The following is a 25,626-nucleotide window of genomic DNA, read 5'->3' as shown; positions in this document are numbered from 1 at the left end:
AGACAAATTAGCGTTGCTTGTACTGAGTTTTACAATGACTGCGCATAATCGCGGGATCGCGCAGCTTCAGGTGTTTAGTTTTACGCCCAGCATGGCGCTTACGCCATACTTTAAATGAGCCGCTAGAGATATGCTCCCGCATAAAATTAACTAACTGAGAGTAATTTAGCCCATAAAGGTTTTCAATGGCTTCAAATGGCGTTCTATCTTCCCATGCCATTTCGATAATCCGCGATTGCTGTTCTTGATTAAACATATTCATTCCAAATTCGGTTAATACGCAAAAGTTAAATTTAGCGATCATCACTTGGTTGTTATGTTAAAAATATAACCTCTTTTTTATTTGTTGGGTTTAATTAAGTGTATGATTAATCTATACACTGAAACCGGAGCTAAAAGGATGTTTACAAAACTACCTAAGTGGGTCGAATATGGTGCGTTTACCCTCGCTTTTATTGCCGGTATGGTAAATGCAGTAGGTTTATTAGGGTTCGAACAACAAGCAATCTCTCACGTTTCGGGGTCGGTGACTTCATTAGCTATTGAACTTACTACCAACATCAATGCAGCGTTATTTTTAATTGCGATTGTACTGAGTTTTATATTTGGCTCGGCATTAACAGGCTTAATGCTTTCAGGCGGTTCACTTAAGCTAGGCCGCCATTACGATACGCTCTTATTTATTGAGGGTATTTTACTGCTGTTAAGCGCACAGCTACTTCAATATTCTTACCCTTACGCACTTACACTCGCTTCTGCAGCCTGCGGCTTACAAAATGCTTTAGCCACTAACTACAGCGGCGCAGTTGTGCGAACCACTCACTTAACCGGTATTTTTACCGATCTGGGTTTGATGTTTGGTAAAGCCCTAAAAGGAGAAGCTTTTGACAATAGAAAATGCTTGGTCTTTGTATTAATTATTGCCGGTTTTTTAGCCGGCGGAGTGGTAGGTGTATTACTATTTAAACATTACTCAGTGCTCACTTTAGTTTTTCCGGGCATTTTTTGTATTGTTTTATCGATTACTTATCGGGTTTATAGGTTGAGTGTGCTTTAACCAATTCACAAAATCCCCTACCCTAAACTTATCAAATTGCCGATGTGCTGGAATTTATGAAATATTACTATTTACCCCCGTTATTGTTATGCAGTCAGTTAGGTTTAATTAATAGTGCGTGTGCTGAAGATACCGCGCAATCAATTGAACGTATCACCACCACAGCATCGCGTAGTGAAGCGCTTTCCACGCCATTACCACTGGTGATCAGTGTATTAAGTGAATCACAGCTTGAGCTTATAGCTCCTACCCATGTAGAGGAAGCGCTACAACGCGTTGCAGGTGCCAATGTCCAACGTGGGAATGGCCAAGAGTATTTACCGGCTCTGCGCTCGCAAGTACTTTCTGGAACGGGCGCTTGTGGTGGTGTTTTAACCGCAGAAGATGGCATAGCTCTTCGTGCAGCTGGTTTTTGTAATATCAATGAACTATTCGAAGCGCATAGCGAAATGGCAGAGCGCATTGAAGTATTAAAAGGCCCAGGTTCTGCACTTTATGGTTCTAATGCAGTGCATGGTGTAATTAACGTTATTACCCCTGATACTACGCAAGGTGGTGGTTTACTAGGCTTTGATTATGGCTCTTATGATTATGCTCGCTATAAATTACGTGCAGGCCATGCCATGGATAATTCAGGCCTAGGTATTAATGCTAGTTTTACTGATGATAGCGGTTATCGAGATGATGAAAGCGTAAAGCAACAAAAAATAAATGTGCGCCATCGCTATAATAATAACAACCTAAGCTTAGTTTCTGGGCTTACGTATACTAATTTAGATCAACAAACTGCTGGTTATATTAGCGGTTTTCAAAGCTATAAAGATGAAGATATAGCACAGCAAAACTTTGATCCCGACGCCTTTAGAAAAGCTCGCTCGTTTAGGGCTTGGAGTAAAGCAAGCTGGCAATTAGGAGAGAACACTCTAGTTGTTACTCCTTATATTCGTGACCAAAGTATGGACTTTTTTAAACACTTTTTACCCGGCACACCACTTGAAAAAAATAGCCAAACTGGGTTTGGGCTACAATCGCTTTATCAGCATTATGTGAACGACAATACCAACTTAAAGCTTGGTTTTGATGGTGAGTTTACCCAAGCCGATTTTTTACAAACCCAAGATAAACCGACTCAAGGTTCTGCGTTTTTAGTGGCCACAGTGCCGCAAGGTAAACATTACGATTACCAAGTTGATGCCACCTTATATGCCCCATTTGCCGCTATTGATTGGCAGCTAAATAATTGGCTTATAACTGCAGGTCTACGTTATGAGCATATGCAATATAACTATCAAAACAATATGCTTACAGGGCGTACAAAAGAAGATGGCAGTAAATGTGGTTTTGGTGGCTGTCGTTATAGTCGCCCCGAGAGCACTAAAAACAGCTTTAGTAATCTTTCGCCAAAACTCGGTGTGAGCTATCAGCTTAATATTAACAATACATTATACGCTAACTTTTCAAGAGGCTATAGAGCCCCACAAGCAGCTGAGCTTTATCAATTACAACGCGAGCAAAGTACTGCCGACTTAGACGCAGAAATAGCAAATAATGCTGAGTTAGGTATTAAAGGGGTGTACAACAATACTCGCTACGGTTTGTCGGCTTATGCGATGAGCAAGCACAATACCATCTACCGTGACAGTGACTTTTTTACTGTTAATGACGGCCAAACTCGACATCGCGGCATTGAGCTTGAGTTAGCGCATAGCTTTAATCAGCACTTATCGGTTAACTTCGCAGGCACTTATGCCAAGCATACGTACTCGAATGATCAAATCATTGGCAGTATTAATATTAAAGGTAACGATATTGATACCGCACCTCGAAAAGTTGCTAATATCGATTTTAACTGGCAAGCCAACGAGAGTATTAGTCTTGCGCTACAATGGCACTATGTGAGTCGCTACTTTACCGACCCTGAAAACTTACATGAATATCAAGGGCACGATATTTTAAGCTTGCGCGGCCAGTGGCAAATTAGCCCACAATTATTACTCAGTGCGCGAATAATAAATCTAACCAACACGGCTTACGCACAGCGCGCAGATTACACTAGTTTTACTGGCGATCGTTACTTCCCAGGAAAACCGCGTAATGCCATGCTGTCTGTAAGTTACCAGTGGTAAAACAAAAAATGCGCTATATAAGCTATATAGCGCATTCTTTTTATTCATTTATTTGCTTATCTAACGGCCAGTACAATTAGACCTGGCACCACAAAGAACGACCCTAACACATAGCCTAATGCAGCTGATTTATTCTTTGTACCAATTTCGGCTAGCTTTTCGGCTAACTTAAGCGGAATTTCACGTAGTACAGGAATTCCGTAAATTAGTGCAACCGCAAATACATTAAACATAACGTGTACTAAAGCAATCGTTAGCGCCACTTCAGCCATAGGCCCTGTAATTGATGTGGCGGCTAATAAAGCGGTAATGGTTGTACCAATATTAGCGCCTAGCGTAAATGGATAGATTTGACGTGTAGTAAACACACCACTTCCCGCAAGTGGGATCATTAAACTCGTGGTAGTTGATGACGACTGAACCATAACTGTTACCGCCGCACCTGATGTTATACCTGCGATAGGCCCGCGCCCAATTGCACCATGCAGTATATCTTTTGCAGTGCCAACCAATGCTTTTTTAAGTAGTTTACCTAATGTAGTTACGGCAAATAAAATCAAACAAATACCTGCTATAACCATCGCTGCACCTAGCATTTTTGTGTCTAGGAAGCTAAATGCATCTTTTATTACACCCACAGCAGGTTTAACAAGTGGTTTAATAAAGTTGTAGCTCTTTAATGATAAGTCGGCATCACCAATAAATAGATGCGACAAAGCAGCTGACATTTTTTGCAGCAAACCAAACATTATCTCAAGCGGTAAAAATATAATAACGGCAAATAAATTAAAGAAATCATGAACCGTTGATGCTGCAAACGCACGTTGAAACTCTTCTTTAGAGCGAATATGACCAATAGACACTAAGGTGTTAGTAATAGTAGTACCAATATTTGCACCCATCACCATTGGAATAGCAATACTTAACGGTAAACCGCCAGCAACAAGGCCCACTATTACTGAGGTAACCGTTGATGACGATTGCACTAAAGCCGTTGCCAAAGCACCTAATAATAATGCAATAAACGGGTTGGTTGCGAATGCAAAAATTTCTTTCGCTCCCTCGGTACCGCCCGACGCTAATTTAAAACCACCACTGACAGTGCCAACGGCTACCAGGACTAAATAAACTAAAAAGGCGATAGCAGCCCAGTTAAGCGTTTTTATTAATAGCGTATTGCGCTTTGATTCACTCATGTTTAAATCTCAGTTTTTGTCTTACCGATCATGGCATTTTGATGACGTTTTTGTTTCAGAGCGCATTAGAACACCTAAATATTACAGAAATATTTCAATTCGATTAACGTGCTTCTTTATTCATAACTTAAAAATATAAGGTTAAAAAATCGAGTATAAGGCAAGCCATAACTTTAAAAATAAGTAATTAAAAAATTGATATTAAATTACATAGCGAAGCATTGAGTAGGAGCAATTGAACACTAAATTAAAATATATTTAAGCAATGAATTAACTAAGGTCTGATGATCTTTCAAGGTTGAATTTTCAGCTGCTCCAAAGACTATGCTAAGAGGCGATTTACTCTTTATTGCCTAAATGGATATAGGTAAGGGACATGAGCAAGACGCGGAAGCCTTGCTCGGTTTTTACTCATTTTTACAGGGGTGTAAGCCAGTAGAATAACGCAGGAGCAGTTATCGATCCCACTAGGTTACAAACCTCGTGTCGCGATTGAATCGCCCTAGCTTGAACGAATCTCAACCCGCAAAGGTCAGTAGACCCAAGATATTTGAGACGGCTTCATGGACTTTGCCTGATATTACTAGAGGCATTGCCTAGCATAAAACTAGGCAATATTAACAATATCTCAATTAATAATTGGATAAAAATTAACGTTATGATTGATACAAATTAGCTTGTTTTATACTGGCAAAATCATTAAAACGTACGCCGTGTTGACGCATCACTTCAAGGATTTTTTTACTGATCATTTGTCGTAAGTAAAACGGCTGATTTGGTACAAAGTGATGAATAGTATGAGTATGCCCAAAGTTAAAACAAAATAAATTAAATGGCATAAACAAACGGCTAGTAATTACGTGAGTTTGTTCAAGCATATTATTCACACCGCCATAATAATGCATACTTGAAGTAACAAAATTAAGGGAGCTCGAACGTACAATATTAGGCACAATCAGCACCACCATTAGAAATTCAAATACATGCATTACATCAAGCAATAATACCGGTGAATTAGCTGCCAATGGAGTGAACAAATTAACTAAGTGAAACGCAATTACGCTATATAAAATGGCGAAATACGCGGTAGTAATCGGAAAACCTGCGTTAAATACTTTAAAAAAGCTAAAACCTTTAATTTCTTTACTAAAGCGCTTTGCATTAATTAATAAACCTAGTAATCCATCAACAATCACCAAGGCGCGTAAAAAATGATTTTTAATACCATTACCCACCAATCGCTCTTCTAAATCTTGCTCAGTCCCCGAGGTTTTATGATGATGTAAATGCATCTTGCGGCGGTACCACGGGCTAATAGTATTAGGACGCATCAACCACACGGTTAGCATCATAAAATTATGTAAAAATGGCTGGTTACTAAAATACTGTTTGTGAATTAGGTCGTGCTCAAGTTCATGGGAAATAGAGGTGGCAATCGCCGCTAAAATAATACACAGCCACGCGGGGATGATAGCAAAGTAATACAACGCGCCAACACCGATTAACGCACTTAAAGAGAGTAGTAAAATAGCCATCCCTAAGGTATTTTGATGCATTAATAGCGGGTGTTTTTTACGCAGTAATGCTTCTTCAGCCTTAATCGCTTTTACAATGGCTTGAATATTCTGTTTTGCGGTTAGTTGAGTCATGATGTTTTATTCGCAACAAGAGGTTGAGGTATATAATACCCGAGTCAAAACACATTGCACAACTTAGCGCACCCGTATCAATGAAAAATACGATTAAAGTCGAGCCCGTGTTTACTATATAACCTGTGCCCTGGATAATAAACCTATCTCATGCCAAAGTTCAGGTTAAATAAACTAAAACGTTCACAGGCCGAGTTTAGATCAAAACCTACAGCTTATAAAAGTAGCAACGTTGGACACGTTTTTTGTAATTAAATCCCGCACACTCAAATCTTAGGCATAAAAAAACCCTGCTAAATCGATCAGGGGCTATAAAAAGTGGTATCAGCGGCCGGACTTTTACTTATAACGGCGGCACCTCACGTGCCGCTCAAGTCCCGCGAACTCAAATATTAGGCATAAAAAAACCCCAACCAATTTGGTCGGGGCTATAAAAAGTGGTACCAGCGGCCGGACTTGAACCGGCACGCCTTGCGGCAGGGGATTTTGAATCCCCCATGTATACCAATTTCATCACGCTGGCATCATTTTTCTTTAACCTTCTAAACACGAGAAGATAAAGAAAAACCACTTAAGAGTGAAAGATTATGTACCCTCTTTCATCTCATTGCCTAGCATTATACAAACAATAAGCAAAGCGGCAAGCGTTTTATGTATTAAGTATGATCAACCGCTTAACATTTAGGCAACCATTAACATTTGAACCAATACCCAGTTGAGCACGTAGCGTAATAGGTAGTATTTAGCGGCTTATTTGCTAAACTATCGCGCATATTAACAGTGAGAGTATATTTATGTCGGCTGAGTTTCCACGGGCAGGTTTTTGGCGTCGTTTTGCGTCGTTAGTTTACGATACATTAGCTATAATCGCTTTTGCGATGCTAACGGTGGTATTGTATTTATTTGCTATCCAAGGGCTTATTTCCCTTGATGTTATTGCCCTTAATGGCGCTGAAGATGTATCTGCACGTATTCAGGATTCACTATTACTTTCGGGAATTCGTAGCTCGCTGCTGGTACTTGTTGGCTTGGTGTTTTTTGGTTATTTTTGGACAAAAAGCGGGCAAACAATTGGTATGCGCGCATGGCGCTTAAAAGTACAAACCAGCCAAGGAAGTTTAATTAGCTGGCCACAAGCTATTATCCGCAGTATCAGCGCATTACTTGGTTTAGGTAATTTAGTGGTACTAGTCGACTTTAAAAATAAAAAAGCACTGCAAGATTACTTATCAAAAACCGAAGTAATTACGCTCACCAAAGAAGAAAATAAACGCGTGTATCGCGAACTAGATTAATACTTAATTAAGCGAATTGATATAACCTCAAGCTAAAGCAAAAAAAACGCGGCACTTTTAACAAAGGCCGCGTTTTTTATATAAGCTTTAAATTTAGTTATACCCGCTTATTCATTAAATAAGCTGCAAACCCAGTAAATAAGATGCTCGGCAGAACGGCGCCTACAATCGCTGGGATTTGATATACCATTACCACAGGGCCAAATATCTCATTGGTTAAGTGGAACACTATCCCCGTAACAACCCCCATAATAATACGTGCACCCATAGTTACGGTTCGTAGCGGACCAAATATAAACGACAAGGCAACTAACAACATCACGGCAATAGACACAGGCTGCATTAATTTACGCCATAATGCTAAATCATAGGTACTGGTGTCTTGCTCATTTTGCTGTAAATAAGCTAAATATGACCACAATCCTGAAAACGACAGTGACTCTGGTTTTACTGAAACCACACCGAGTTTTTCAGCGGTAAGCTGCGACGGATAAAACTCTTCAGAAACTTGTTCCGTGGTAATTAGCTCTTCACTGATCATGACTTTGTTCACATCGCGCAGTAGCCAGCCATTATCACGCCCTACAGCTTCTTTTGCTTTAGTGATTTGTGTAAGTAGTAACGATTTATCAAAGTGATACATATTAACGCCGCGGAGCATGCCATTTTGGTCAACATCTTCAATATTAATAAAGTTACTGCCATCTTTTGCCCACACACCTTTTTGCGCATTAAATACATCCCCGCCATGAATGGCTTGGTTACGCATTTCCTTAGCATGCAACTGAGCGGCGGGCGCACCCCACTCCCCTAATGCCATTACGCACAGGGCCATAAAAATAGCGGTTTTCATTACCGAGCCAATAATTTGTAAACGCGACATACCCGCGGCTTGCATCACTACCAGCTCACTATTAGAGGCCAAAGCGCCTAGTCCTGTTAAGCCACCAATAAGTGCTGCCATCGGGAAAAACACCACTAAATCGCCAGGCATACTATAAATGGTATATAACAAGGCGGTCATTATGTCGTAACTACCTCGGCCAACTGATTTAAGCTGCTCTATGAATTTAATTAAAGTACTGATCCCCACCAGCACCATTAACGCAAACCCAGTGGTTTGCATAATGCTGCGACCTAAATACCAATCAAGCGTTTTCATCATACGTGTTGCTCCCGTTTAGTCACGACAGCCTTCAGCCACACACCTAATGGACGGCCTTTAATAATTAATAAACTACCAATAAATAATGCACTTAAGTGAATCCACCACAGACCAATAGAGGGCGGAATTTTACCGTCTTCTACCGCAAACTTGGCCGCGTTAAGTAAAATGAAATACCCTAAATATAAGCTCAAAGCGGGCACTAATTTAGCAAATTTACCTTGGCGTGGATTAACAACACTCAGGGGTACTGCAAGTAAAGTTAATAATGGTATAGATAACGGAATTGCCAAACGCCATTGCCACTGTGCAATTGCTTCAGGGGTGTTAATAGCCATTAATTCACGAGTTGGCACGGCTTCTAACTTACGACGTTGGTGTTCTATTTCTTGCTCGCGAATTTGTACGCTGTAGCCATCAAACTCAGTTAAATTAAGTGAAGGCGCTTCGCCATCGGTTTCGTAACGTTTACCATCAGTAAGTACTAACTGCTGCTCACCATTTTGCGCTTCAATAACAACACCTTGCTCTGCATAAACTAAACGCGCTAAGTCACCTTTTTCGCTATCGGGTAGCTGGGCAACAAAAACTTTGTTGAGCTCTTTGCCGCCATTTTCAATATTATGAATAAATACCACAGCTTTTTCGTTACCGGTTTGCTGAAAACGCCCCGCTCGAAGTGCAGATAAACCAGCATCAGCCTTGGCTTGTTCTTTAAGTTGGTATTCTTGCTCGCTTGCCCACGGTGCAATGTATAAAGTAAGTACGGCAGCCAGTAACGCTAAGATGACACTTGAGATTAGCGTAATACGCACTACATACCACTCACTCACGCCACAGGCTTTAAGTACTGTCATTTCACTGTCAGCGTAAATACGGCTATAAGCTAGAATAATCCCTAAAAATAAACTCAGTGGCAAAATTAACGATGCTAACTGCGGCAACTTAAGCGCAATCATGGCAAACACGAGTTTAGCAGGGATACTCCCCTCTGAGGCATCACCAAGAATAACAACAAACTTTTGCGACAAAAATATGGTCATTAAAGTTAAAAATACGGCGACCTGCGATTTTAAAACCTCAGTGGTCAAATAACGGAAAATTAGCAACATTCGCCCCTGTTAAACATGGAATTTCAATATAGTAATAAAAAACAATGAGTGAACTAGTTAATTCACTCATTTTAAATGAGTATTAAGCACATATTATAAGCCATCAATATTAATTATCCTACCTAACATCACGATATAATGTTGCATTAGTAACCCTTAAGCATATAAAGTTCAAATACACAGTAAGAGTCGAGTAAAATCTACTAATATTAGCGCTAGACCTAAAAATTTAGGTAAAAAGACTAGAAAACACATTTTTAGTCCCAACTTAGCTTCTATAGATGACTCAAAATCAGGAGTGACAATGGAATTCAACGTAAAAAGTGGTAGCCCAGAAAAACAACGCAGTGCATGTATTGTTGTTGGCGTATACGAACCACGCAGGTTATCCCCCATTGGTGAACAACTTGATAAAATCAGCGATGGTTATATCTCAAATTTATTACGCCGTGGCGACTTAGAAGGTAAGCCAGGGCAAGTATTACTATTACACCATGTACCTAATATTTTAAGCGAACGTATTTTACTCGTTGGCTGCGGTAAAGAACGCGAACTAGACGATAAACAATATAAACAAATTATTTCTAAAACCATCAATACCTTAAACGAAACAGGCTCGATGGAAGCGGTATGCTTTTTAACTGAGCAACATGTTAAAGGCCGTGATACCTATTGGAAAGTACGTCAAGCGGTGGAAACAACCCAAGACTGTTTATACACTTTTAATCAGCTAAAAAGTAAGAAAGTAGACCCACGCCGCCCACTGCGTAAAATGGTATTTAACGTCCCTACTCGCCGTGAACTGACTATAGGCGAAAGTGCCATTGAGCATGGCTTAGCGATTGCAGCAGGCAGTAAGCTGTGTAAAGACGTTGCCAATATGCCGCCTAATATTTGTAACCCGGCATACCTTGGCGAGCAAGCCAAAGAACTTGAGACTAATTTTGACAACATCACTGTTGAGCTGATTGGCGAAGATAAAATGGCAGAACTAGGTATGAACTCATACCTAGCAGTTGGTCGTGGTAGTGATAACGAATCGGTTATGTCTATAATTAATTACAAAGGCGCAGGCGATGACCAAGCGCCTATCGTATTAGTTGGTAAAGGCTTAACCTTTGACTCAGGCGGTATTTCATTAAAACCAGGCGAAGGCATGGATGAAATGAAATACGACATGGGTGGCGCTGCTGGTGTTATTGGTGCTATGCGCTCGCTTGCACAAATGCAGCTACCTATAAACGTAATTGGCGTTTTAGCCGGCTGTGAAAACATGCCAAGCTCAAATGCCTATCGCCCTGGTGATATTTTAACCACTATGTCAGGGCAAACGGTTGAAGTACTTAACACCGATGCCGAAGGCCGTTTAGTGTTATGTGATGCGCTGACCTATGTAGAGCGTTTTGAACCAGAAACCGTCATTGATGTTGCAACATTAACCGGTGCGTGTATTGTTGCCTTAGGTGCCCATGCTACGGGGTTATTAGCTAATCATAATCCACTGGCGCATGATTTATTAAAAGCGTCTGAGCAAAGCGGCGACCGTGCATGGCAACTGCCATTATGGGATGATTATCAAGATCAACTTGAGAGCCCATTTGCCGACTTTACTAACTTAGGTGGCCGTGCTGCAGGTACTATTACCGCGGCCTGCTTCTTATCTAAATTTACTAAAAAGTATAACTGGGCTCATTTAGATATTGCCGGCACAGCATGGCGAAGTGGTGCTAAAAAAGGTGCCACGGGTCGCCCTGTTCCTATGCTAACGCAATATTTATTAAACCGAGCTGGCATTAGCGAAGCAACACAAGACTAACAAACCTGTAAAAGGCTTTACAGCCCAATGTAGAGTATAAAATAAGGCGCTTTTAAAGCGCCTTATTTATTGGGTATTAATTGAAGCAAACACCGTTATATGGCAAAATCCCCTTCTTAATTTGTGTGTATTTAATAACAGCACAATCAATGTCATGGGAAATCCCGATACAATGAACATGAATGCCCAGTTTTTCATTTTAAAGCAACAAGATGAGTCATTAGCTAAAGCCGATGATCACTTTGCTTTAGCAGCTCAAATAGCTGGGCAACAGTATCGGCTTGGTCAACGCGTATTTATTTTTGTAGATAGCGAAGTAACCGCCAACAGCATTGACGAAACGATTTGGACATTTGATGCCGACAGTTTTGTGCCCCATAATTTACAAGGTGAAGGCCCTAAGGGCGGCGCACCTGTAGAAATTGGCACAACACCACCCGTTGGTAATCGTAAAGTATTAATTAACTTGGCCAATCACTTACCGGATTTTATTCGTCGGTTTAACCAAGTTTTTGATTTTGTACCCGTAGAGCCCGTAGCCAAACAAGCCGCTCGTGAGCGTTTTAAAAAACTACGCCAACTCGGTGCCAATATCACCACGCAAGATATTAATCGCTAACGCTCACTGCGTACAAAGCTAACTAACTCATTTAAGTACTTATTTAAGGTTCTGTGTAATGGATAAAACCTACAATCCGCAAGATATTGAACAGTCTCTCTATCAAGACTGGGAACAAAAAGGCTACTTTAAGCCATCTGGCCAAGGCACCCCATATTCAATTATGATCCCGCCGCCAAATGTCACGGGTAGCTTACACATGGGCCACGCTTTTCAAGATACCATCATGGATACCTTAACGCGCTTTAAACGTATGCAAGGTAACAATACATTATGGCAAGTAGGTACTGACCACGCAGGTATTGCCACGCAAATGCTAGTAGAGCGAAAGCTTGCGGCAGAAGAAGGTAAAACACGCCACGATTTAGGCCGTGAAGCTTTCATCGATAAAATTTGGGAATGGAAAAACGAGTCTGGTGGCACAATCACTAAACAACTTCGTCGTCTTGGTGCTTCTGTTGATTGGGATCGTGAACGTTTTACTATGGACGATGGCCTATCAGAAGCTGTTAAAGAAGTATTTGTACGCCTTCATAAAGAAAACCTAATTTACCGTGGTAAACGCCTAGTAAACTGGGATCCAAAATTACACACTGCGATTTCTGATCTTGAAGTTGAAAACAAAGACAAACAAGGCCACATGTGGAACTTACGTTATCCACTTGCTGATGGCGTAAAAACACAAGACGGTAAAGACTACATTGTTGTAGCCACTACGCGCCCAGAAACCATGTTAGGTGACTCAGGTGTGGCCGTAAACCCCGATGACGAGCGCTACCAAGACCTAATTGGTAAAGAGATTTTACTACCAATCGTTAATCGTCGTATTAAAATTGTTGCCGATGAACATGCCGATAAAGACAAAGGGACGGGTTGTGTAAAAATAACCCCTGCGCACGACTTTAACGATAACGAAGTAGGCAAGCGCCACCAGATGCCGATGATTAATATCTTCGATAAAGACGCGGCGATTTTAACTCAAGGTGAAACCTACACCTTTGACGGCAAAGAACTTGAATTTGACGCGCCTATTCCTGAGCGGTTACATGGCCTTGACCGTTTTGACGCACGTAAAGCGATTGTTGCTGAATTTGAAGAGCTAGGCCTACTTGAAAAAATTGAAGACCATGGCCTAACTGTTCCTTACGGAGATCGCTCTGGTGTGGTAATTGAACCACTACTTACTGACCAATGGTATGTGCGTGTTGCACCACTTGCTGAACCTGCAAAAGACGCAGTTAAAAACGGCGACATTCAGTTTGTACCTAAGCAATACGAAAACATGTACTTTTCGTGGATGAATGACGTACAAGATTGGTGTATTTCACGCCAGCTTTGGTGGGGTCACCGTATTCCAGCTTGGTACGACAGCGAAGGCAACGTATACGTTGGTCGTGATGAAGCTGAAGTACGTCACGATAATAATATTGCAGATAGCGTAACACTAAGCCAAGACGAAGACGTTCTTGATACGTGGTTCTCATCAGCACTGTGGACGTTCTCAACCCAAGGTTGGCCAGAAAATACCGATGATTTAAAAACCTTTCACCCATCTGACGTGTTGGTAACTGGTTTTGATATCATTTTCTTCTGGGTTGCACGTATGATCATGATGACGCTGCACTTTATAAAAGATGAAAACGGCAAACCACAGGTGCCATTCAAAACCGTGTATGTAACTGGCCTAATACGTGACGATAACGGCGATAAAATGTCGAAGTCAAAAGGTAATGTACTTGACCCACTAGACATGATTGACGGCATTGGCCTTGAAGACTTAGTACAAAAACGTACTGGTAACATGATGCAGCCAAAACTTGCCGCTAAAATTGAAAAAGATACCCGCAAAGTATTTGCAAACGGTATTGAAGCACACGGTACTGACGCACTGCGCTTTACCTTAGCAGCGATGGCTTCAACTGGTCGTGATATTAACTGGGATATGAACCGCCTTGAAGGTTACCGTAACTTCTGTAACAAATTATGGAACGCAAGCCGTTACGTATTAATGAACACAGAAGAGCAAGACTGTGGCTTTAACGATAGCGAAAAACAGTACTCATTAGCTGATCGTTGGATTCTAGGTCAATATGAAGCCACGGTTAAAACCTACACCGAGCACCTTGATAACTACCGTTTTGATTTAGCAGCGAATACATTATATGAATTCACTTGGAACCAGTTCTGTGATTGGTACTTAGAACTAACTAAGCCGGTACTATTTAAAGGCAATGAAACACAGCAACGCGGTACACGTCATACACTTATTACCGTACTTGAAAGCTTACTGCGTTTAATGCACCCAATGATGCCTTACATTACAGAAACAATTTGGCAGCGTGTAGCACCACTTGCAGGGCTTGAAACAACAGGCACTAGCATTATGGTACAAGGGTTCCCTGTTTATAACGCAGCAAGTGTTGATTCACAAGCGATGGATGACTTAGAGTGGGTTAAGCAATTCATTTTAGCGATTCGTAATATTCGTGGTGAAATGGATATCAGCCCAAGTAAGCCGTTATCAGTGTTACTAGCCAATGCATCGAGCGACGATGTGCGCCGTATTAACGAAAATGAATCGTTTTTAGCATCACTCGCTAAGCTTGAAGCATTTACTCTGCTTGAAAACAAAGACGATGCCCCAGCGTGTGCAACCTCTTATGTTGGCAACCTTGAAATTATGATCCCAATGGCGGGCTTAATTGATGTCGAAGCTGAGCTTGCACGTATTAACAAGCAACTTGAAAAAGCAGAGAAAGGCCTAGCGCAAGTGCAAAACAAACTGGCTAACGAAAAGTTTGTTAACAATGCACCTGAAGCGGTACTTGCTAAAGAAAATGCTAAGCTCGCTGAATTTACCGATGCTAAAACTAAGCTACTAGAGCAAAAAGTTAAAATAGAAAGCTTATAATTAAACCAGTACGAATGGCTTATGCCATTCGTAACCAGTTAATTTATAAGTATAAAAAAGCCGCTTACTGCATTTGAAGTAAGCGGCTTTTTTGTGTCTAGGCTCTAGGCTGCTCTAGGCTCTAGGCTCTAGGCAGAATTAGAATGTGTAGTTATACTGCGCGCCTAACAATACTGCATGACCTTTTGATTCAAAAGACCATTGCTGTGGTAGTGTTTCGCTTTCTACTTTTTCAGTAAAGTTTTGTGTTTTACCACGTAATACGCTCACACCTAAATCAATATTTGAGTTTTCATCGATCGCATAGTTACCACCAAACGAGAACCAAAAACGGTCTGTATCAGGGATAGAAATTGATAAATGCTGCTGTGATACAGGCGACTCATCAAACGCAAAACCAGCACGAAGCATTAAGTTTTCGCTGTACTGGTAATCAGTACCAATTGAGTAGCGCATTGCATCAGAGAAATCTTCTGTTTTTTCAAACGCGCTGAACTTGTCACCTGTAGGCGCTGTTACTTGTGCTTCTAATGAATCAAAGCTGCTCCAACCTGTCCATAATACGCTGTAGTGAACGCCTAGCTTTTCATCTAACTGGTGAGAACCAGAGAACTCAGCAATTGCCGGCAATGTGATTTCAACAGATCCTGGTAAAACTTGATTTTGAAGTGGTGATACTGGAAGCTGTGTAAAGTACTCGCCTTCAAAAGTAATGTCTGTTTCTGTGCGGTAATTAAAACCAAAGCGGCTATTTTCATCTAGCTGATACATTAGGCCAACGTTTAAGCCGTAACCCATATCATCACCTTCAAGGTTAACCGCATCAGCACTTGCAGGAATAGATGCAATAACAGGGTTTACAGGAGGTACGAAACCAAACTTACGGATAATCTTCGCTTCTGCGTAAATTGCATTTAAACCAATACCAAAGCTAAACTGCTCTGATACTTTATATGCAACACTTGCGTTCATGTTTACAGTAACAATTTCAGTTTCACCGGCAATTTGGCCAGCTGCATAATCATCGTTAAACTCAGTCGCTAGGCCAAAGTTAGAAAAAGCACCAAAACCAACCGATACTTTATCGTTTACTGGCATAGTGAAATAGCCCGCAGGAATAATCGCGCTTGGTGCGATGCTGTCATCATTTAATACGCTGTTATCTAAACCGTAGGCATTACCTGTGCCTGTTAGGCTCACATCTGGGATTACAGCCATAGCTGCAACGCTAAGTTGCTTCTCTTTAAACAACGTCATTAATGCTGGGTTACGAGAAACCACAGACGCATCGTCTGCTACAGACGCTTCACCTGCGTATGCGCGGCCTAAACCAGATACGTTTTGTTCAGCAAGCTGAAAAGCCGCTGCAAAGGTATCAGCTGAAACAAATGCCAGCGATGCCGCAATAAGAGTTTTAGTAAATTTCATTGTTGTGTCCTTAGCCAAACTCACTGTTTGGATAGCTATGTGTGTTGTTATTAGGATTTCAAACCCGCGTACACTACCTTAATTTTTTATAAAAAACTCTACTAAAATGTTAAAAAAGGCTAAAAAACACGTTTTTTAACGACATTTTAACAACTATTTAAAACTCATCGGAGCAGAAGTGTGCTATTAGAGTATATACTCTAATAGCATTAATTCTCATTTGCATTGACTTGGATTACGTTGCAATTTACACTACCAATGGAATCACCAAGGGAGAAAATAGTGATCATTTTACTTATTATTGCAGGGCTTATTTTTTGTGGTTTAAGTGTTTATTTCTTTTATAAAGCAAATTATTGCGCGTGTACGCAAGCTGGTAAATGTGACAATCCTGTCAATCACTATTGGTTAGCGGCCATTAGCATGGCGGTTATTGCTTTGGTTTTTTGCTGCTTAGCACTGCATGTAGAATTAGGCACGTTACTGTGGATAACGCTAATGGGAAATTGCTTTTTAGGTGGATATATTTCTGCCAAAACAAACAGAAAAAGACGATGCAAAAAGACTAAAGCAGTAAATGTTCTTTTAAAAGTCGAGGCAAATTAATTTTATAATCAGCGGGTTTGACACTTGCTTGTATTTTTATTTCATTATTATTTAAGCTCAAATCAATATCTTTTGCGGTAACATGATGGTTATGTTTTGCGTTATAAAAAAGCTTCACTTTAGGTTTGATTGGGTTTGAATGATTCCCCTCTAGTACCAAGGCCAACCGTTCATTGGTTAACTTAACAATAGTACCCACCGGGTGAACACCTAAGCACTTTATAAATAGCTGTACTAACTCTGCGTCAAATAGCTGTTTATTAGCCAACAAATAACGTAGCGCATTTATAGGCTCATCCCCTTCTTGATGCGGCCTGTCTGCGGTGAGTGCATCGTACACGTCAACAATCGCCAAAATTCGAGCAGGACGACTTATTTTGCTTTCATCAACTCCTCGAGGATAACCAGAACCATCAAGACGCTCATGATGGTTTACAATCATATCTAACATTAAAGTGGTGATACCTTTTGCACCTTTTAATAACCCTAAGCTTTGTGCAACATGCTTTTTTATTGCCGTCATCTCGTTACCTGTAACTTTGCCAGGTTTAGAGAATATTCCTTGGGGTAATTTGGCTTGCCCTAGGTCATGCATTAGTGCACCCATTGCAAGCTCCTGCACTGCTTCGCGTTTATACCCTAAGTATTTAGCGAATACCGCTGTAAAAATGGTGCAGTTGATCATATGACGCCAGTTATAACTATGCTTATCTTTAATGCGAGTTAAAATGGTCATAGCATGTTCATTGCGAAATACTGAGCTGACTATTTCATTACTTATCTCATTAAGTGCATCAGTATTCAGAGACAAGCCTGAGGTTAAATCACCAAAAATATTCTGTAGTTTTCTGTTGTGGGCATCATAACTAACGCTGGCTTTGGCAAACTCTTGTTGCAAGCTGACAACTCGTTTTTTACTGGCGGGCTTTTCTTGATTTGTAGCAGCGGCTTGTGGTTTTTCTTTTACTTTATATTTAGCCGGTACAGCCACATCACTTTTTGTAAAATCAATAAGAAGCTCTAGCACTCCTTCAGTAATTAAACGCTGAATTATAGATTTATCACGAACCAAACCGCTGGTTTTAATTTTTATACCATCCACACTCTCCTGCTGCCTGGTCACGCTATTTACGTACATGCCGGGGATAAGTTCTGATATAGGTAAGGTAACTAGCATAAATGTGAGGGTTTCTATAATTAAGGAATATTTACTCTAAATAGCATTATTTAGCTATAAAAGTCTAGTTTTTGAGTTTAGGGTAATAATAAATTATTAACACTAAAAATCTTTACAATTATTGATAATAAACCATAAGTGCGGCACTGAGTATACGCCTAACGGTGTAAATTAGATTGCTACAAACACTATTTAACGGGGAATAAAATAGTGAGCTAAGCTAAATAGCTATTATCGTTTCAAGGGGGGAAGTAAAACGCAAATGGCGCTCTCGGTAGGGATCGAACCTACAACTCAGCCTCCGGAGGGCCACGTGATATCCATTTCACCACGAGAGCACATTTGTTGCCGCCACATCAACTCGCGATATCAATGCTTTAGCATGCGCAATAATAAAGGCATCTTTGTATAAATACCAGCATGATTCGTTTACATGTCTATAATTTAAACTATTCACTTAACAAAAGGTAAAAAAAGCGCTATTTATTTATATTCTATAAAAAAACAGTAACGCTTTAGACACATATTATCTATTATTGTCACTGGACGGAAAGATTAAACACGAGGAAGTAATTATGAAGTTAATGTCAACAGAACAAGTTGCTGAGTTTTTAGGCGTAAAAGCAGAGCGTGTTAAACGTCTTGCTCGAGAAAGCTTATTAATCGCTAAATCTGAAGATGATAATGGCGAAATGCAATTTGACGCTGATGAAGTAGCAAAATACAAAGAGCTAGCAGAACGCTTTGGTGGGCTTTAACTACCCACTGATGCTATAAGCTCATCCAATTGCGCGCGCAGTACAACAACCTTATTGTTGATGGCGCGTTGCTCATACCAACCAATGCATAACAGTAAATAAACTATCTGGTAACACTCAAGTTTGTGCATAGATAAATAAAATTGCTCTGATGGCGTATATGCTTGATAACTTTTAAGCAAAGCATGCTTAGTTGCACTATCTAAGTTAAAACTAACGGCTAACGCAGCAAGATCAAAGTAAACATCATTTTTTTGAGCGTATTCAAAGTCGATTAAATACACGCCCTGCGGATTAACGACTATATTTTCTTTCACTAAGTCATTATGGCAAAAGCCGTGTTCTATAGGCATATTGGCAATGCTTTTTAGTACTTTATCTATGTGCTTATCAAACTCTTTAAACACCAATAAATGCCGATAGGCTTGCAATTCAAGTGCGATATTCATCGTTTGAGTATCTATCGTATGTGCATGTACTTTAACCAGTTTAGCAAGTAGCGGCATAGCTAAATAAGACTCTGCAACCTCTCCCTCTATATAATTAAAAGCCGCACGTTTATTTTGTTTATCAAGCCAGATAGGTGCAGGGCAAACTTGCTGTTTGCTGAGTTCACACTGAGCTTGAAGCGCGACTTCTGGCCAATATGATTGATAACACTTTAATAAATAAGATTGAGTGTCAGTACGTATTAAAAAGTTATCGTTACTTAAACCATTAACCAAGTACTCTGTTGAGGTTATTATGCTAGGTGCTAAAAACGCACTACAAATATTAACTAACTGAGAATGCGGGTTCATAAATTAGAGTTGCGCCATTGGTTTTGCTTGGCTTTGCTCATATTCTTCGTACCACGTTTTAAACCCCCACGCCGCCATAATGGTATAGAATATAAAAAGCACGAGTGTTGGGTAATAACCCTTTTCGTAATACAAATACATTGATGCGGCATCAATCACTATCCAATATAGCCAATTCTCGAGTACTTTTTTAGCCACGAGATAAGTAGTGACTACTGCAAAGCAGGTGGTAAAACTGTCTAGGTAGGCAAAATCTGCATGGGTGTAATTTTGCATCACGTAACCAATCGCTAATGACGCTAGGGTGGTTAATACTATTAAAATGATATGTCGGTTCACAGGCCACGATGTAATCAACCGTTGCGCTTGATTAGCTTTACCTTTTCGCCACACAACCCAACCAAACACGGCCATGTACATATAATAAAAGTTCAGTAATGACTCCATTAGCAACGCGCCATTCCAATACATAATGGTATAAATAAGCGTACTAAAAAATGCCGCAGGCCAGCACCATAAATTCTCTTTTATGGCTAATAATAAATACGCCATTGATAAAGCCACCGCAATATACTCCCAATGCGACATGGCAGTGAAACCACTAAGTATTTGCGTTATAAAATCCATCATTATAAAACGACCGTATTTGTTAGGAGGTTATTCGGGAGATAAATCGCCCGAGATAAATTTACACACAAAGATAGCTTTACCAAATTGCTCGTATGAATGTTTAATCTCTGTACTGATCACTTGCATTACTAAGTCATAATCACCAAATATTTGAGTCGACATGGTATTCGTGATCACTTTGAGCTCTTCATAGGCATTTACTCTGTCGATAAAGCCTTTAATAAAGGGAATATAATCTTGGTGAAGCGGGTATTTACTGATCTCTACTGATAATTTCATTTCAAACTCAACTTTTTAATTATTTGATTTCAACTAATCATTCAACGCAACTTAAATACAGTGTAAAATTACACTAACACTCAATTTAACTGAGCTTATTATGGCACGCAGAATTACCTATACTTTTAAAAATCAACCGCGCGAGATTAACTTCGCAAAAGATAAATACCACGATATGTATCAGGCTATTGCGGCTGCTGAGGGTATTGATTTAACTAACTACTTAAACATGGTACGCCAAATTGAAATGACCTCTAAAGGGTCATCAGCTGTGCGTAACTTTCGTGACCAAGAATTTGCGCGTATGGGCTTTAGCGATATTTACTTTATAAAAGAGTAGCCATACTCATTAAGCTAACATCACGTTCATGTCAGCAATGTAAACTTACCGCATATCTTTAATAATAAATATTATCGCTGGTACTCATAACTTACGCGCGGTGTAATATTACACAATAACTCGTAAGAAATGGTATCAGCACATTGTGCAATCTCTTCTACTGGTAACTCGGGTCCCCACATAATCACCTCATCACCCACTTCGACGTTGTGCACGTTATTACCTATATCAAGGGTGATCATGTCCATGGCTACACTACCCACAATACCGTAACGATGACCATTTATAATCACAGGTGTGCCTTCTTTCGCATGACGCGGATAACCATCACCATAGCCCAGTGCAACCACAGCCAACATCGTAGGTTTATCACTTTGCCAGCGACCGCCATAGCCTACTTGCTCATGTGCCCCCACATTACGCACTGCTATCACCTTAGTAGTTAAGCGCATTACAGGCTTTAATTGATGATCTTTACCTGTGTGATTGGCCATAGGCGATACACCGTAAAGCATTAGCCCTGGTCGAACCCAATCACCATGACCACTCGGCCACGCTATAATTCCTGCTGAGTTCGATAAACAATGGGCTTGCTCAACCTCTTGGGTTAAATTATCAAACAAAGCAATTTGCTGCACTGTTTTAGTATTTTTTACATCATCGGCACAGGCAAAATGGGTCATTAAATTTATTTTGTTTTGTGCATTTGGGCTGGCTTGTAGGCGCTGATAAAACATATCAAACTGCTCAGGCGCAATACCTAAACGATGCATGCCAGTATTTATTTTTAACCAGCAATTTAAGGGCGCATCTAGCTGCGCACTTTCCAACATTTTTAGCTGTATTTCGTCATGAATAATAGTTTGAAAATTATTCGCCAGTAGAATAGGTAAGTCTTCTTGATGAAAAAAACCTTCTAGCAACACAATCGGTTTTGTAAGGCCACCGGCACGCAGTGCTAACGCTTCATCTATACGCGCAACCGCAAATGCATCTGCTTCATTTAAGTGCTGCGCAATAGTGACTAAACCATGCCCATAAGCATTCGCTTTAAGCACGGCCATGACTTTACTATTGGGCGCAAAGCGTTTTACTTGCGCTAAGTTATGTTCAAGCGCGGTTAAATTAATTTCAGCAGTGGCTAAGCGCATTAGTAATCATCATCTACAGCAGGCCCCGCATAATTATCAAAGCGAGAAAATTGACCTTGGAAAGTTAGGCGTACTTTACCAATCGGACCGTTACGCTGTTTACCGATAATAATTTCGGCAATGCCTTTTTCAGTACTGTCTTCGTTGTATACTTCATCACGATAAATAAACATGATCAAATCGGCATCTTGCTCAATAGAGCCTGACTCACGTAAATCTGAGTTAATTGGGCGTTTATCAGCACGTTGCTCTAGAGTACGGTTAAGCTGCGATAGAGCAACAACCGGACACTGCAACTCTTTCGCTAGTGCTTTGAGTGAGCGGGAAATCTCGGCAATTTCTAAAGTACGATTATCAGACAGACTAGGTACACGCATTAATTGCAGGTAATCGACCATAATCATACTAATACCACCATGATCGCGTGCTATACGACGCGCACGTGAGCGAACATCGGTAGGTGTTAAGCCTGAGGCATCATCAACGTACATTTTGCCTTTTTCCATGAGTAATCCCATGGTTGATGAAAGGCGCGCCCAGTCATCGTCATCTAGCTGACCAGTACGTACTTTAGTTTGGTTAATTCGGCCAAGGGACGCCAGCATCCTCATCATAATTTGTTCTGAGGGCATTTCTAATGAGTAAATAAGCACCGGCTTGTCTTGAGTCATTGCGGCATGTTCAGCAAGGTTCATCGCAAAGGTGGTTTTACCCATTGATGGACGCGCTGCCACAATAATTAAATCAGATGGCTGCAAGCCTGTGGTCATTTTATCAAGATCAGCATAACCTGTACTCACACCGGTCACACCATCTTGTGGTGATTGGTAAAGCTCTTCTATTTTATCAACGGTTTTTTCAAGTATGTTGTGAATGCTTTGCGGACCATCGCTGCTTTTTGTGCGCTGCTCGGCAATTTTAAATACTTTACTTTCAGCAAAATCCAGTAAGTCGTGACTAGTTCGCCCTTCTGGGTTAAAACCTGCTTCGGCTATTTCGTTAGCAACGCCAATCATTTCACGTACTACGGCGCGCTCACGCACGATACTCGCGTAAGCGTCAATATTAGCAGCACTTGGGGTGTTTTTTGCTATTTCGGCTAAATACGCAAATCCACCAATACCTGACAACTGATTATTTTTTTCTAAACTTTCAGAAATAGTGATTAAATCAATTGGATCGCCAATTTCAGCCAGTGCTGTCATCGCCTCAAAAATAAGCTTATGGGTACGGGTATAAAAATCCTGTGACACAACAAGTTCAGCTACGCGATCAAATGCTTGGTTATCAAGCATTAAACCACCTAAAACAGATTGTTCAGCTTCTATTGAATGGGGAGGAACTTTAAGAGTGTCGACTTGCTTATCTGGTTTGGCCATAACTTCACAGTACTAAAATTGAATAGCTCTATTCTATCGACTTGGCGGGGCTGTGCAAATAGCAAAGCAGGAAATCTTTTCCTGCTTTTTGTTACTTGAAATAAAATGGGTGTTTATTGGCGTTTAAGTTCGATAACACCGCTAATAGTATTCATTTCTACGCTAGCATCTGTGCCATTAGTATTAAACTTAATTCCACTTGCAGGGCCGTATTTGGCTTTTTGCACTTGATCGTCAGTTAACTGGTTGTCAATTTTACCGCCAGCGTGTGCTTCTACCTCAAATTGTGCTGATAAATCAGCAGGGAAATAAAACGCAGCGTTGCCACTAACAGATTCAAAACTCACATCAGCATCACTCAGAAGACGGTTAATTCGCACCTTAACTTCGCCATTTACGGTGCTTATTTGTAATTCTTTTATGGCATCTAGATTAAAGTTGATATCACCATTTACGTTTTCTAAGCGAATATCGTTGGCCGTCGAGTTTGATGTAATATTGCCATTAACTGCGCTAAAACGAACTTCACCGCTAGATTGCTGATCATCAATCGAACCATTAACGGTTTCAAATTGAACTTTACCATTAAGTGCTTTTGCCTTGATGTCACCATTTACACTGGTCAGCTTAATATCACCATTAAGATCATTTACAGTAATAGCCCCATTAACTACGTCAATTTCAGTGCCTTTTTGTAACTCTTTGGCCGTTACCGACGCATTAACACCAACAAATTCCAGCGCGCTACTTTTTGGCATAAAAATAGTGAGCGTTGAACCATTGTTGTTATTATCCCAATTAGAAAGTTCAGGCATTTTCACGATAAACTGAGTTTTATTGCCTTGTGTTTTAAGAGTATAACCTTGTGCCTTATCATCAAGTTCACCCGTTACTTTAAACTGGTTTTTATCCCAACCCGTTACTTTAATGTCACCGCGCTGGTTTTCAATGTGGATCACTCCAGCATTGGGTACCTCAATTTGCTGATCTATTTTTTCACCAGCAAATACGGCCATGGGTAATAAAGCGATCCCTAATATTATTGCTTTCATTTATTTCTCCTATATGTGTTGCCAACGCGGTGCATGCACCTTGTTAATTAAATCGAGTTGTTGTTGATAAATTTGCGCTAACATAGACAGTAGCGCCTTGTTTTTCGGTTCATTTTCAAGTGTTTGTTTTATTGCTTGCTCTGCGTCTTCAAGTTCTTGTAACTGCACTTGCCAGTTATCGGTCAATGCTACTTGGCTTTGATATTGAACTAGTAAGCTTTGTTTTTGCTTAGTAAAAAACTCACTCATTGCCACTGCGGTATTTGTCTCTGGTGCTTTAAATAACACCACCGCACTCACTAAAGCCGCGGTAAAACATGCAGCAATAGCGGTGAGTTTCGGCCAATATTTATTAGTATTTATAAAGGGCTGATTATTAGCTATTATTGCGCGCTCAATTCCATCCCACAGTTCTTTTTTTGGTGGGATACTTTTATCTAACTGGGCTAAAGACTCATTTAAATAGTCATCAAAATTTGTTTTACTCATTTTCGTACCACTGCTTTAATAATTGCCTTGCACGATGATGTTGCGCTTTACTAGAGCCTACCGCCATGCCTAACAGGGTTGCAATTTCTTCATGCCTGTAACCTTCTACTGCATACAGCACAAATACCATTCTTGCTCGCTCAGGCAGCCTAACAATTAATTTATCCAGCCCATTTAGTCCGTTACAGTCATTTGCAGTTTGTTCATCCATACCGCTTTGCTCAAAGCTAATTACTTTATTAAGCCAATGTTTTTGCCTACGTACATAACTAATAGCAATATTACTGGCGACACTATAAAGCCAAGTGGAAAATTGCGATCGCCCATCAAACTGCGTTATTTTTTTCCATACTTGTACAAACACTTCTTGGGTAGCATCTTGCGCATGCCCCTCATCGGCTATGAGCCTCAGGCATAAGCCATAAACTTTTGCTTTATGCATGTCATAGAGCGCTTTATAGGCTAACTGGTCGCCATTTTTAACTCGATCAATAAGCATTTTCTGCACTTGATCAGTTATTGGCTGATTAGCGTCCATTAACATCGCAAATCTTTCCTATTTATAATTATGTAATTGCAATTTAACTTATT

Annotated in this window: 24 protein-coding genes and 2 tRNA genes; 9 read left to right on the top strand and 17 right to left on the bottom strand. The window is 40.4% G+C overall.

Translation table 11 applies throughout. From position 1 onward, the window contains the following. Window positions 1–7 precede the first annotated feature (7 nt). Window positions 8–256: a TIGR03643 family protein gene (locus AC27JR_RS06895; protein ID WP_041708743.1), complete on the bottom strand. Its 249-nt coding sequence runs from the start codon at window positions 254–256 to the stop codon at window positions 8–10. Window positions 257–400: 144 nt separating this feature from the next. Here AC27JR_RS06895 and AC27JR_RS06890 point away from each other — a divergent pair, with 144 nt between their 5' ends. Further along, window positions 401–1,057 carry a YoaK family protein gene (locus tag AC27JR_RS06890; RefSeq protein ID WP_131690568.1) on the top strand — a complete coding sequence of 219 codons (657 nt, stop codon included), beginning with the start codon at window positions 401–403 and terminating at the stop codon, window positions 1,055–1,057. A gap of 56 nt (window positions 1,058–1,113) precedes the next feature. After that, window positions 1,114–3,183, top strand: a complete 2,070-nt coding sequence (locus AC27JR_RS06885; protein WP_487173153.1) for a TonB-dependent receptor — start codon at window positions 1,114–1,116, stop codon at window positions 3,181–3,183. Between the two features lie 56 nt (window positions 3,184–3,239). Here the strand turns inward: AC27JR_RS06885 and AC27JR_RS06880 are convergent, their stop codons facing one another. The 3 genes from AC27JR_RS06880 to AC27JR_RS06870 all read right to left on the bottom strand — a co-directional run bounded on the left by AC27JR_RS06880 (window position 3,240) and on the right by AC27JR_RS06870 (window position 6,551). After that, entirely contained in the window at window positions 3,240–4,379 is a 1,140-nt protein-coding gene (locus tag AC27JR_RS06880) for a Na/Pi symporter (RefSeq protein WP_008114296.1), read from the bottom strand. Between the two features lie 656 nt (window positions 4,380–5,035). After that, entirely contained in the window at window positions 5,036–6,028 is a 993-nt protein-coding gene (locus tag AC27JR_RS06875) for a fatty acid desaturase (protein ID WP_487173152.1), read from the bottom strand. Window positions 6,029–6,466: 438 nt separating this feature from the next. Next, a tRNA-Leu gene (locus AC27JR_RS06870) sits at window positions 6,467–6,551 on the bottom strand. 271 nt (window positions 6,552–6,822) lie between these two features. Here AC27JR_RS06870 and AC27JR_RS06865 point away from each other — a divergent pair. Then, the gene (locus tag AC27JR_RS06865; protein ID WP_487173151.1) at window positions 6,823–7,323 is read left to right on the top strand and encodes an RDD family protein; all 501 of its coding nucleotides are present in this window, start codon (window positions 6,823–6,825) and stop codon (window positions 7,321–7,323) included. A gap of 97 nt (window positions 7,324–7,420) precedes the next feature. On the opposite strand, the gene lptG is transcribed toward AC27JR_RS06865, so the two are convergent. Together lptG and lptF are read right to left on the bottom strand one after the other, a co-directional pair. Continuing rightward, window positions 7,421–8,488 carry an LPS export ABC transporter permease LptG gene (gene lptG / locus AC27JR_RS06860; protein WP_076919314.1) on the bottom strand — a complete coding sequence of 356 codons (1,068 nt, stop codon included), beginning with the start codon at window positions 8,486–8,488 and terminating at the stop codon, window positions 7,421–7,423. Next, on the bottom strand, window positions 8,485–9,597 hold the full coding sequence (lptF, locus tag AC27JR_RS06855; RefSeq protein ID WP_076919353.1) for an LPS export ABC transporter permease LptF: 1,113 nt from the start codon (window positions 9,595–9,597) through the stop codon (window positions 8,485–8,487). The genes lptG and lptF overlap by 4 nt, the downstream gene beginning before the upstream one ends. A 307-nt stretch (window positions 9,598–9,904) precedes the next feature. Between lptF and pepA the strand changes: the two genes are divergently transcribed. From pepA to AC27JR_RS06840, 3 genes are all read left to right on the top strand, one after another. Next, window positions 9,905–11,416: a leucyl aminopeptidase gene (gene pepA, locus AC27JR_RS06850; protein ID WP_008112485.1), complete on the top strand. Its 1,512-nt coding sequence runs from the start codon at window positions 9,905–9,907 to the stop codon at window positions 11,414–11,416. A 172-nt stretch (window positions 11,417–11,588) separates the two neighbouring features. Then, window positions 11,589–12,035, top strand: coding sequence for a DNA polymerase III subunit chi (locus AC27JR_RS06845; protein ID WP_008466814.1), 447 nt, complete (start codon window positions 11,589–11,591; stop codon window positions 12,033–12,035). A gap of 58 nt (window positions 12,036–12,093) precedes the next feature. After that, window positions 12,094–14,946 (top strand): valine--tRNA ligase, encoded by a 2,853-nt coding sequence (locus AC27JR_RS06840; RefSeq protein WP_487173150.1) that lies wholly within the window; start codon window positions 12,094–12,096, stop codon window positions 14,944–14,946. 138 nt (window positions 14,947–15,084) lie between these two features. On the opposite strand, the gene AC27JR_RS06835 is transcribed toward AC27JR_RS06840, so the two are convergent. Further along, on the bottom strand, window positions 15,085–16,374 hold the full coding sequence (locus tag AC27JR_RS06835; RefSeq protein ID WP_487173149.1) for an outer membrane protein transport protein: 1,290 nt from the start codon (window positions 16,372–16,374) through the stop codon (window positions 15,085–15,087). 282 nt (window positions 16,375–16,656) lie between these two features. On the opposite strand from AC27JR_RS06835, the gene AC27JR_RS06830 reads away from it, so the two are divergent. After that, window positions 16,657–16,980, top strand: coding sequence for a hypothetical protein (locus tag AC27JR_RS06830; protein WP_487173148.1), 324 nt, complete (start codon window positions 16,657–16,659; stop codon window positions 16,978–16,980). Here AC27JR_RS06830 and AC27JR_RS06825 read toward each other — a convergent pair. Together AC27JR_RS06825 and AC27JR_RS06820 are read right to left on the bottom strand one after the other, a co-directional pair. After that, entirely contained in the window at window positions 16,940–18,157 is a 1,218-nt protein-coding gene (locus AC27JR_RS06825; protein ID WP_487173147.1) for a cyclic di-GMP phosphodiesterase, read from the bottom strand. The two genes, AC27JR_RS06830 and AC27JR_RS06825, sit on opposite strands and share 41 nt — an antisense overlap. A gap of 263 nt (window positions 18,158–18,420) precedes the next feature. Beyond that, window positions 18,421–18,495 (bottom strand) — tRNA-Arg (locus AC27JR_RS06820). 237 nt (window positions 18,496–18,732) lie between these two features. Here AC27JR_RS06820 and AC27JR_RS06815 point away from each other — a divergent pair. Next, on the top strand, window positions 18,733–18,915 hold the full coding sequence (locus AC27JR_RS06815; protein WP_008110377.1) for a hypothetical protein: 183 nt from the start codon (window positions 18,733–18,735) through the stop codon (window positions 18,913–18,915). On the opposite strand, the gene AC27JR_RS06810 is transcribed toward AC27JR_RS06815, so the two are convergent. The 3 genes from AC27JR_RS06810 to AC27JR_RS06800 are packed head-to-tail and all read right to left on the bottom strand — an operon-like array spanning window position 18,912 to window position 20,624. Continuing rightward, complete coding sequence (locus AC27JR_RS06810) at window positions 18,912–19,715, bottom strand: phosphotransferase family protein (protein WP_487173146.1); 804 nt, start codon at window positions 19,713–19,715, stop codon at window positions 18,912–18,914. The two genes, AC27JR_RS06815 and AC27JR_RS06810, sit on opposite strands and share 4 nt — an antisense overlap. 3 nt (window positions 19,716–19,718) lie before the next feature. After that, window positions 19,719–20,342 (bottom strand): nicotinamide riboside transporter PnuC, encoded by a 624-nt coding sequence (gene pnuC / locus AC27JR_RS06805; protein WP_008110380.1) that lies wholly within the window; start codon window positions 20,340–20,342, stop codon window positions 19,719–19,721. Window positions 20,343–20,372: 30 nt separating this feature from the next. Beyond that, window positions 20,373–20,624, bottom strand: a complete 252-nt coding sequence (locus tag AC27JR_RS06800; protein WP_008110382.1) for a hypothetical protein — start codon at window positions 20,622–20,624, stop codon at window positions 20,373–20,375. A 100-nt stretch (window positions 20,625–20,724) separates the two neighbouring features. Here AC27JR_RS06800 and AC27JR_RS06795 point away from each other — a divergent pair, with 100 nt between their 5' ends. Then, on the top strand, window positions 20,725–20,964 hold the full coding sequence (locus AC27JR_RS06795; protein WP_004588463.1) for a DUF2960 domain-containing protein: 240 nt from the start codon (window positions 20,725–20,727) through the stop codon (window positions 20,962–20,964). A gap of 71 nt (window positions 20,965–21,035) precedes the next feature. Here the strand turns inward: AC27JR_RS06795 and alr are convergent, their stop codons facing one another. The 5 genes from alr to AC27JR_RS06770 form a co-directional block, all read right to left on the bottom strand. Then, on the bottom strand, window positions 21,036–22,115 hold the full coding sequence (alr, locus tag AC27JR_RS06790; protein ID WP_008110385.1) for an alanine racemase: 1,080 nt from the start codon (window positions 22,113–22,115) through the stop codon (window positions 21,036–21,038). Then, window positions 22,115–23,494, bottom strand: a complete 1,380-nt coding sequence (dnaB, locus tag AC27JR_RS06785; protein ID WP_008466131.1) for a replicative DNA helicase — start codon at window positions 23,492–23,494, stop codon at window positions 22,115–22,117. Before dnaB ends, alr begins: the two co-directional genes overlap by 1 nt. Before the next feature lie 113 nt (window positions 23,495–23,607). After that, window positions 23,608–24,546 carry a DUF4097 family beta strand repeat-containing protein gene (locus tag AC27JR_RS06780; RefSeq protein WP_008110389.1) on the bottom strand — a complete coding sequence of 313 codons (939 nt, stop codon included), beginning with the start codon at window positions 24,544–24,546 and terminating at the stop codon, window positions 23,608–23,610. A gap of 9 nt (window positions 24,547–24,555) precedes the next feature. After that, window positions 24,556–25,035 (bottom strand): hypothetical protein, encoded by a 480-nt coding sequence (locus AC27JR_RS06775; protein ID WP_487173145.1) that lies wholly within the window; start codon window positions 25,033–25,035, stop codon window positions 24,556–24,558. Beyond that, a complete protein-coding gene (locus AC27JR_RS06770; protein WP_487173144.1) occupies window positions 25,028–25,579 on the bottom strand; it encodes an RNA polymerase sigma factor in 552 nt (183 codons plus the stop codon). Before AC27JR_RS06770 ends, AC27JR_RS06775 begins: the two co-directional genes overlap by 8 nt. Between the last annotated feature and the right edge of the window lie 47 nt (window positions 25,580–25,626).

The organism is Pseudoalteromonas sp. NH0006-26, from assembly GCF_057552415.1.
This window is presented reverse-complemented; position numbering and strand designations above follow the sequence as displayed.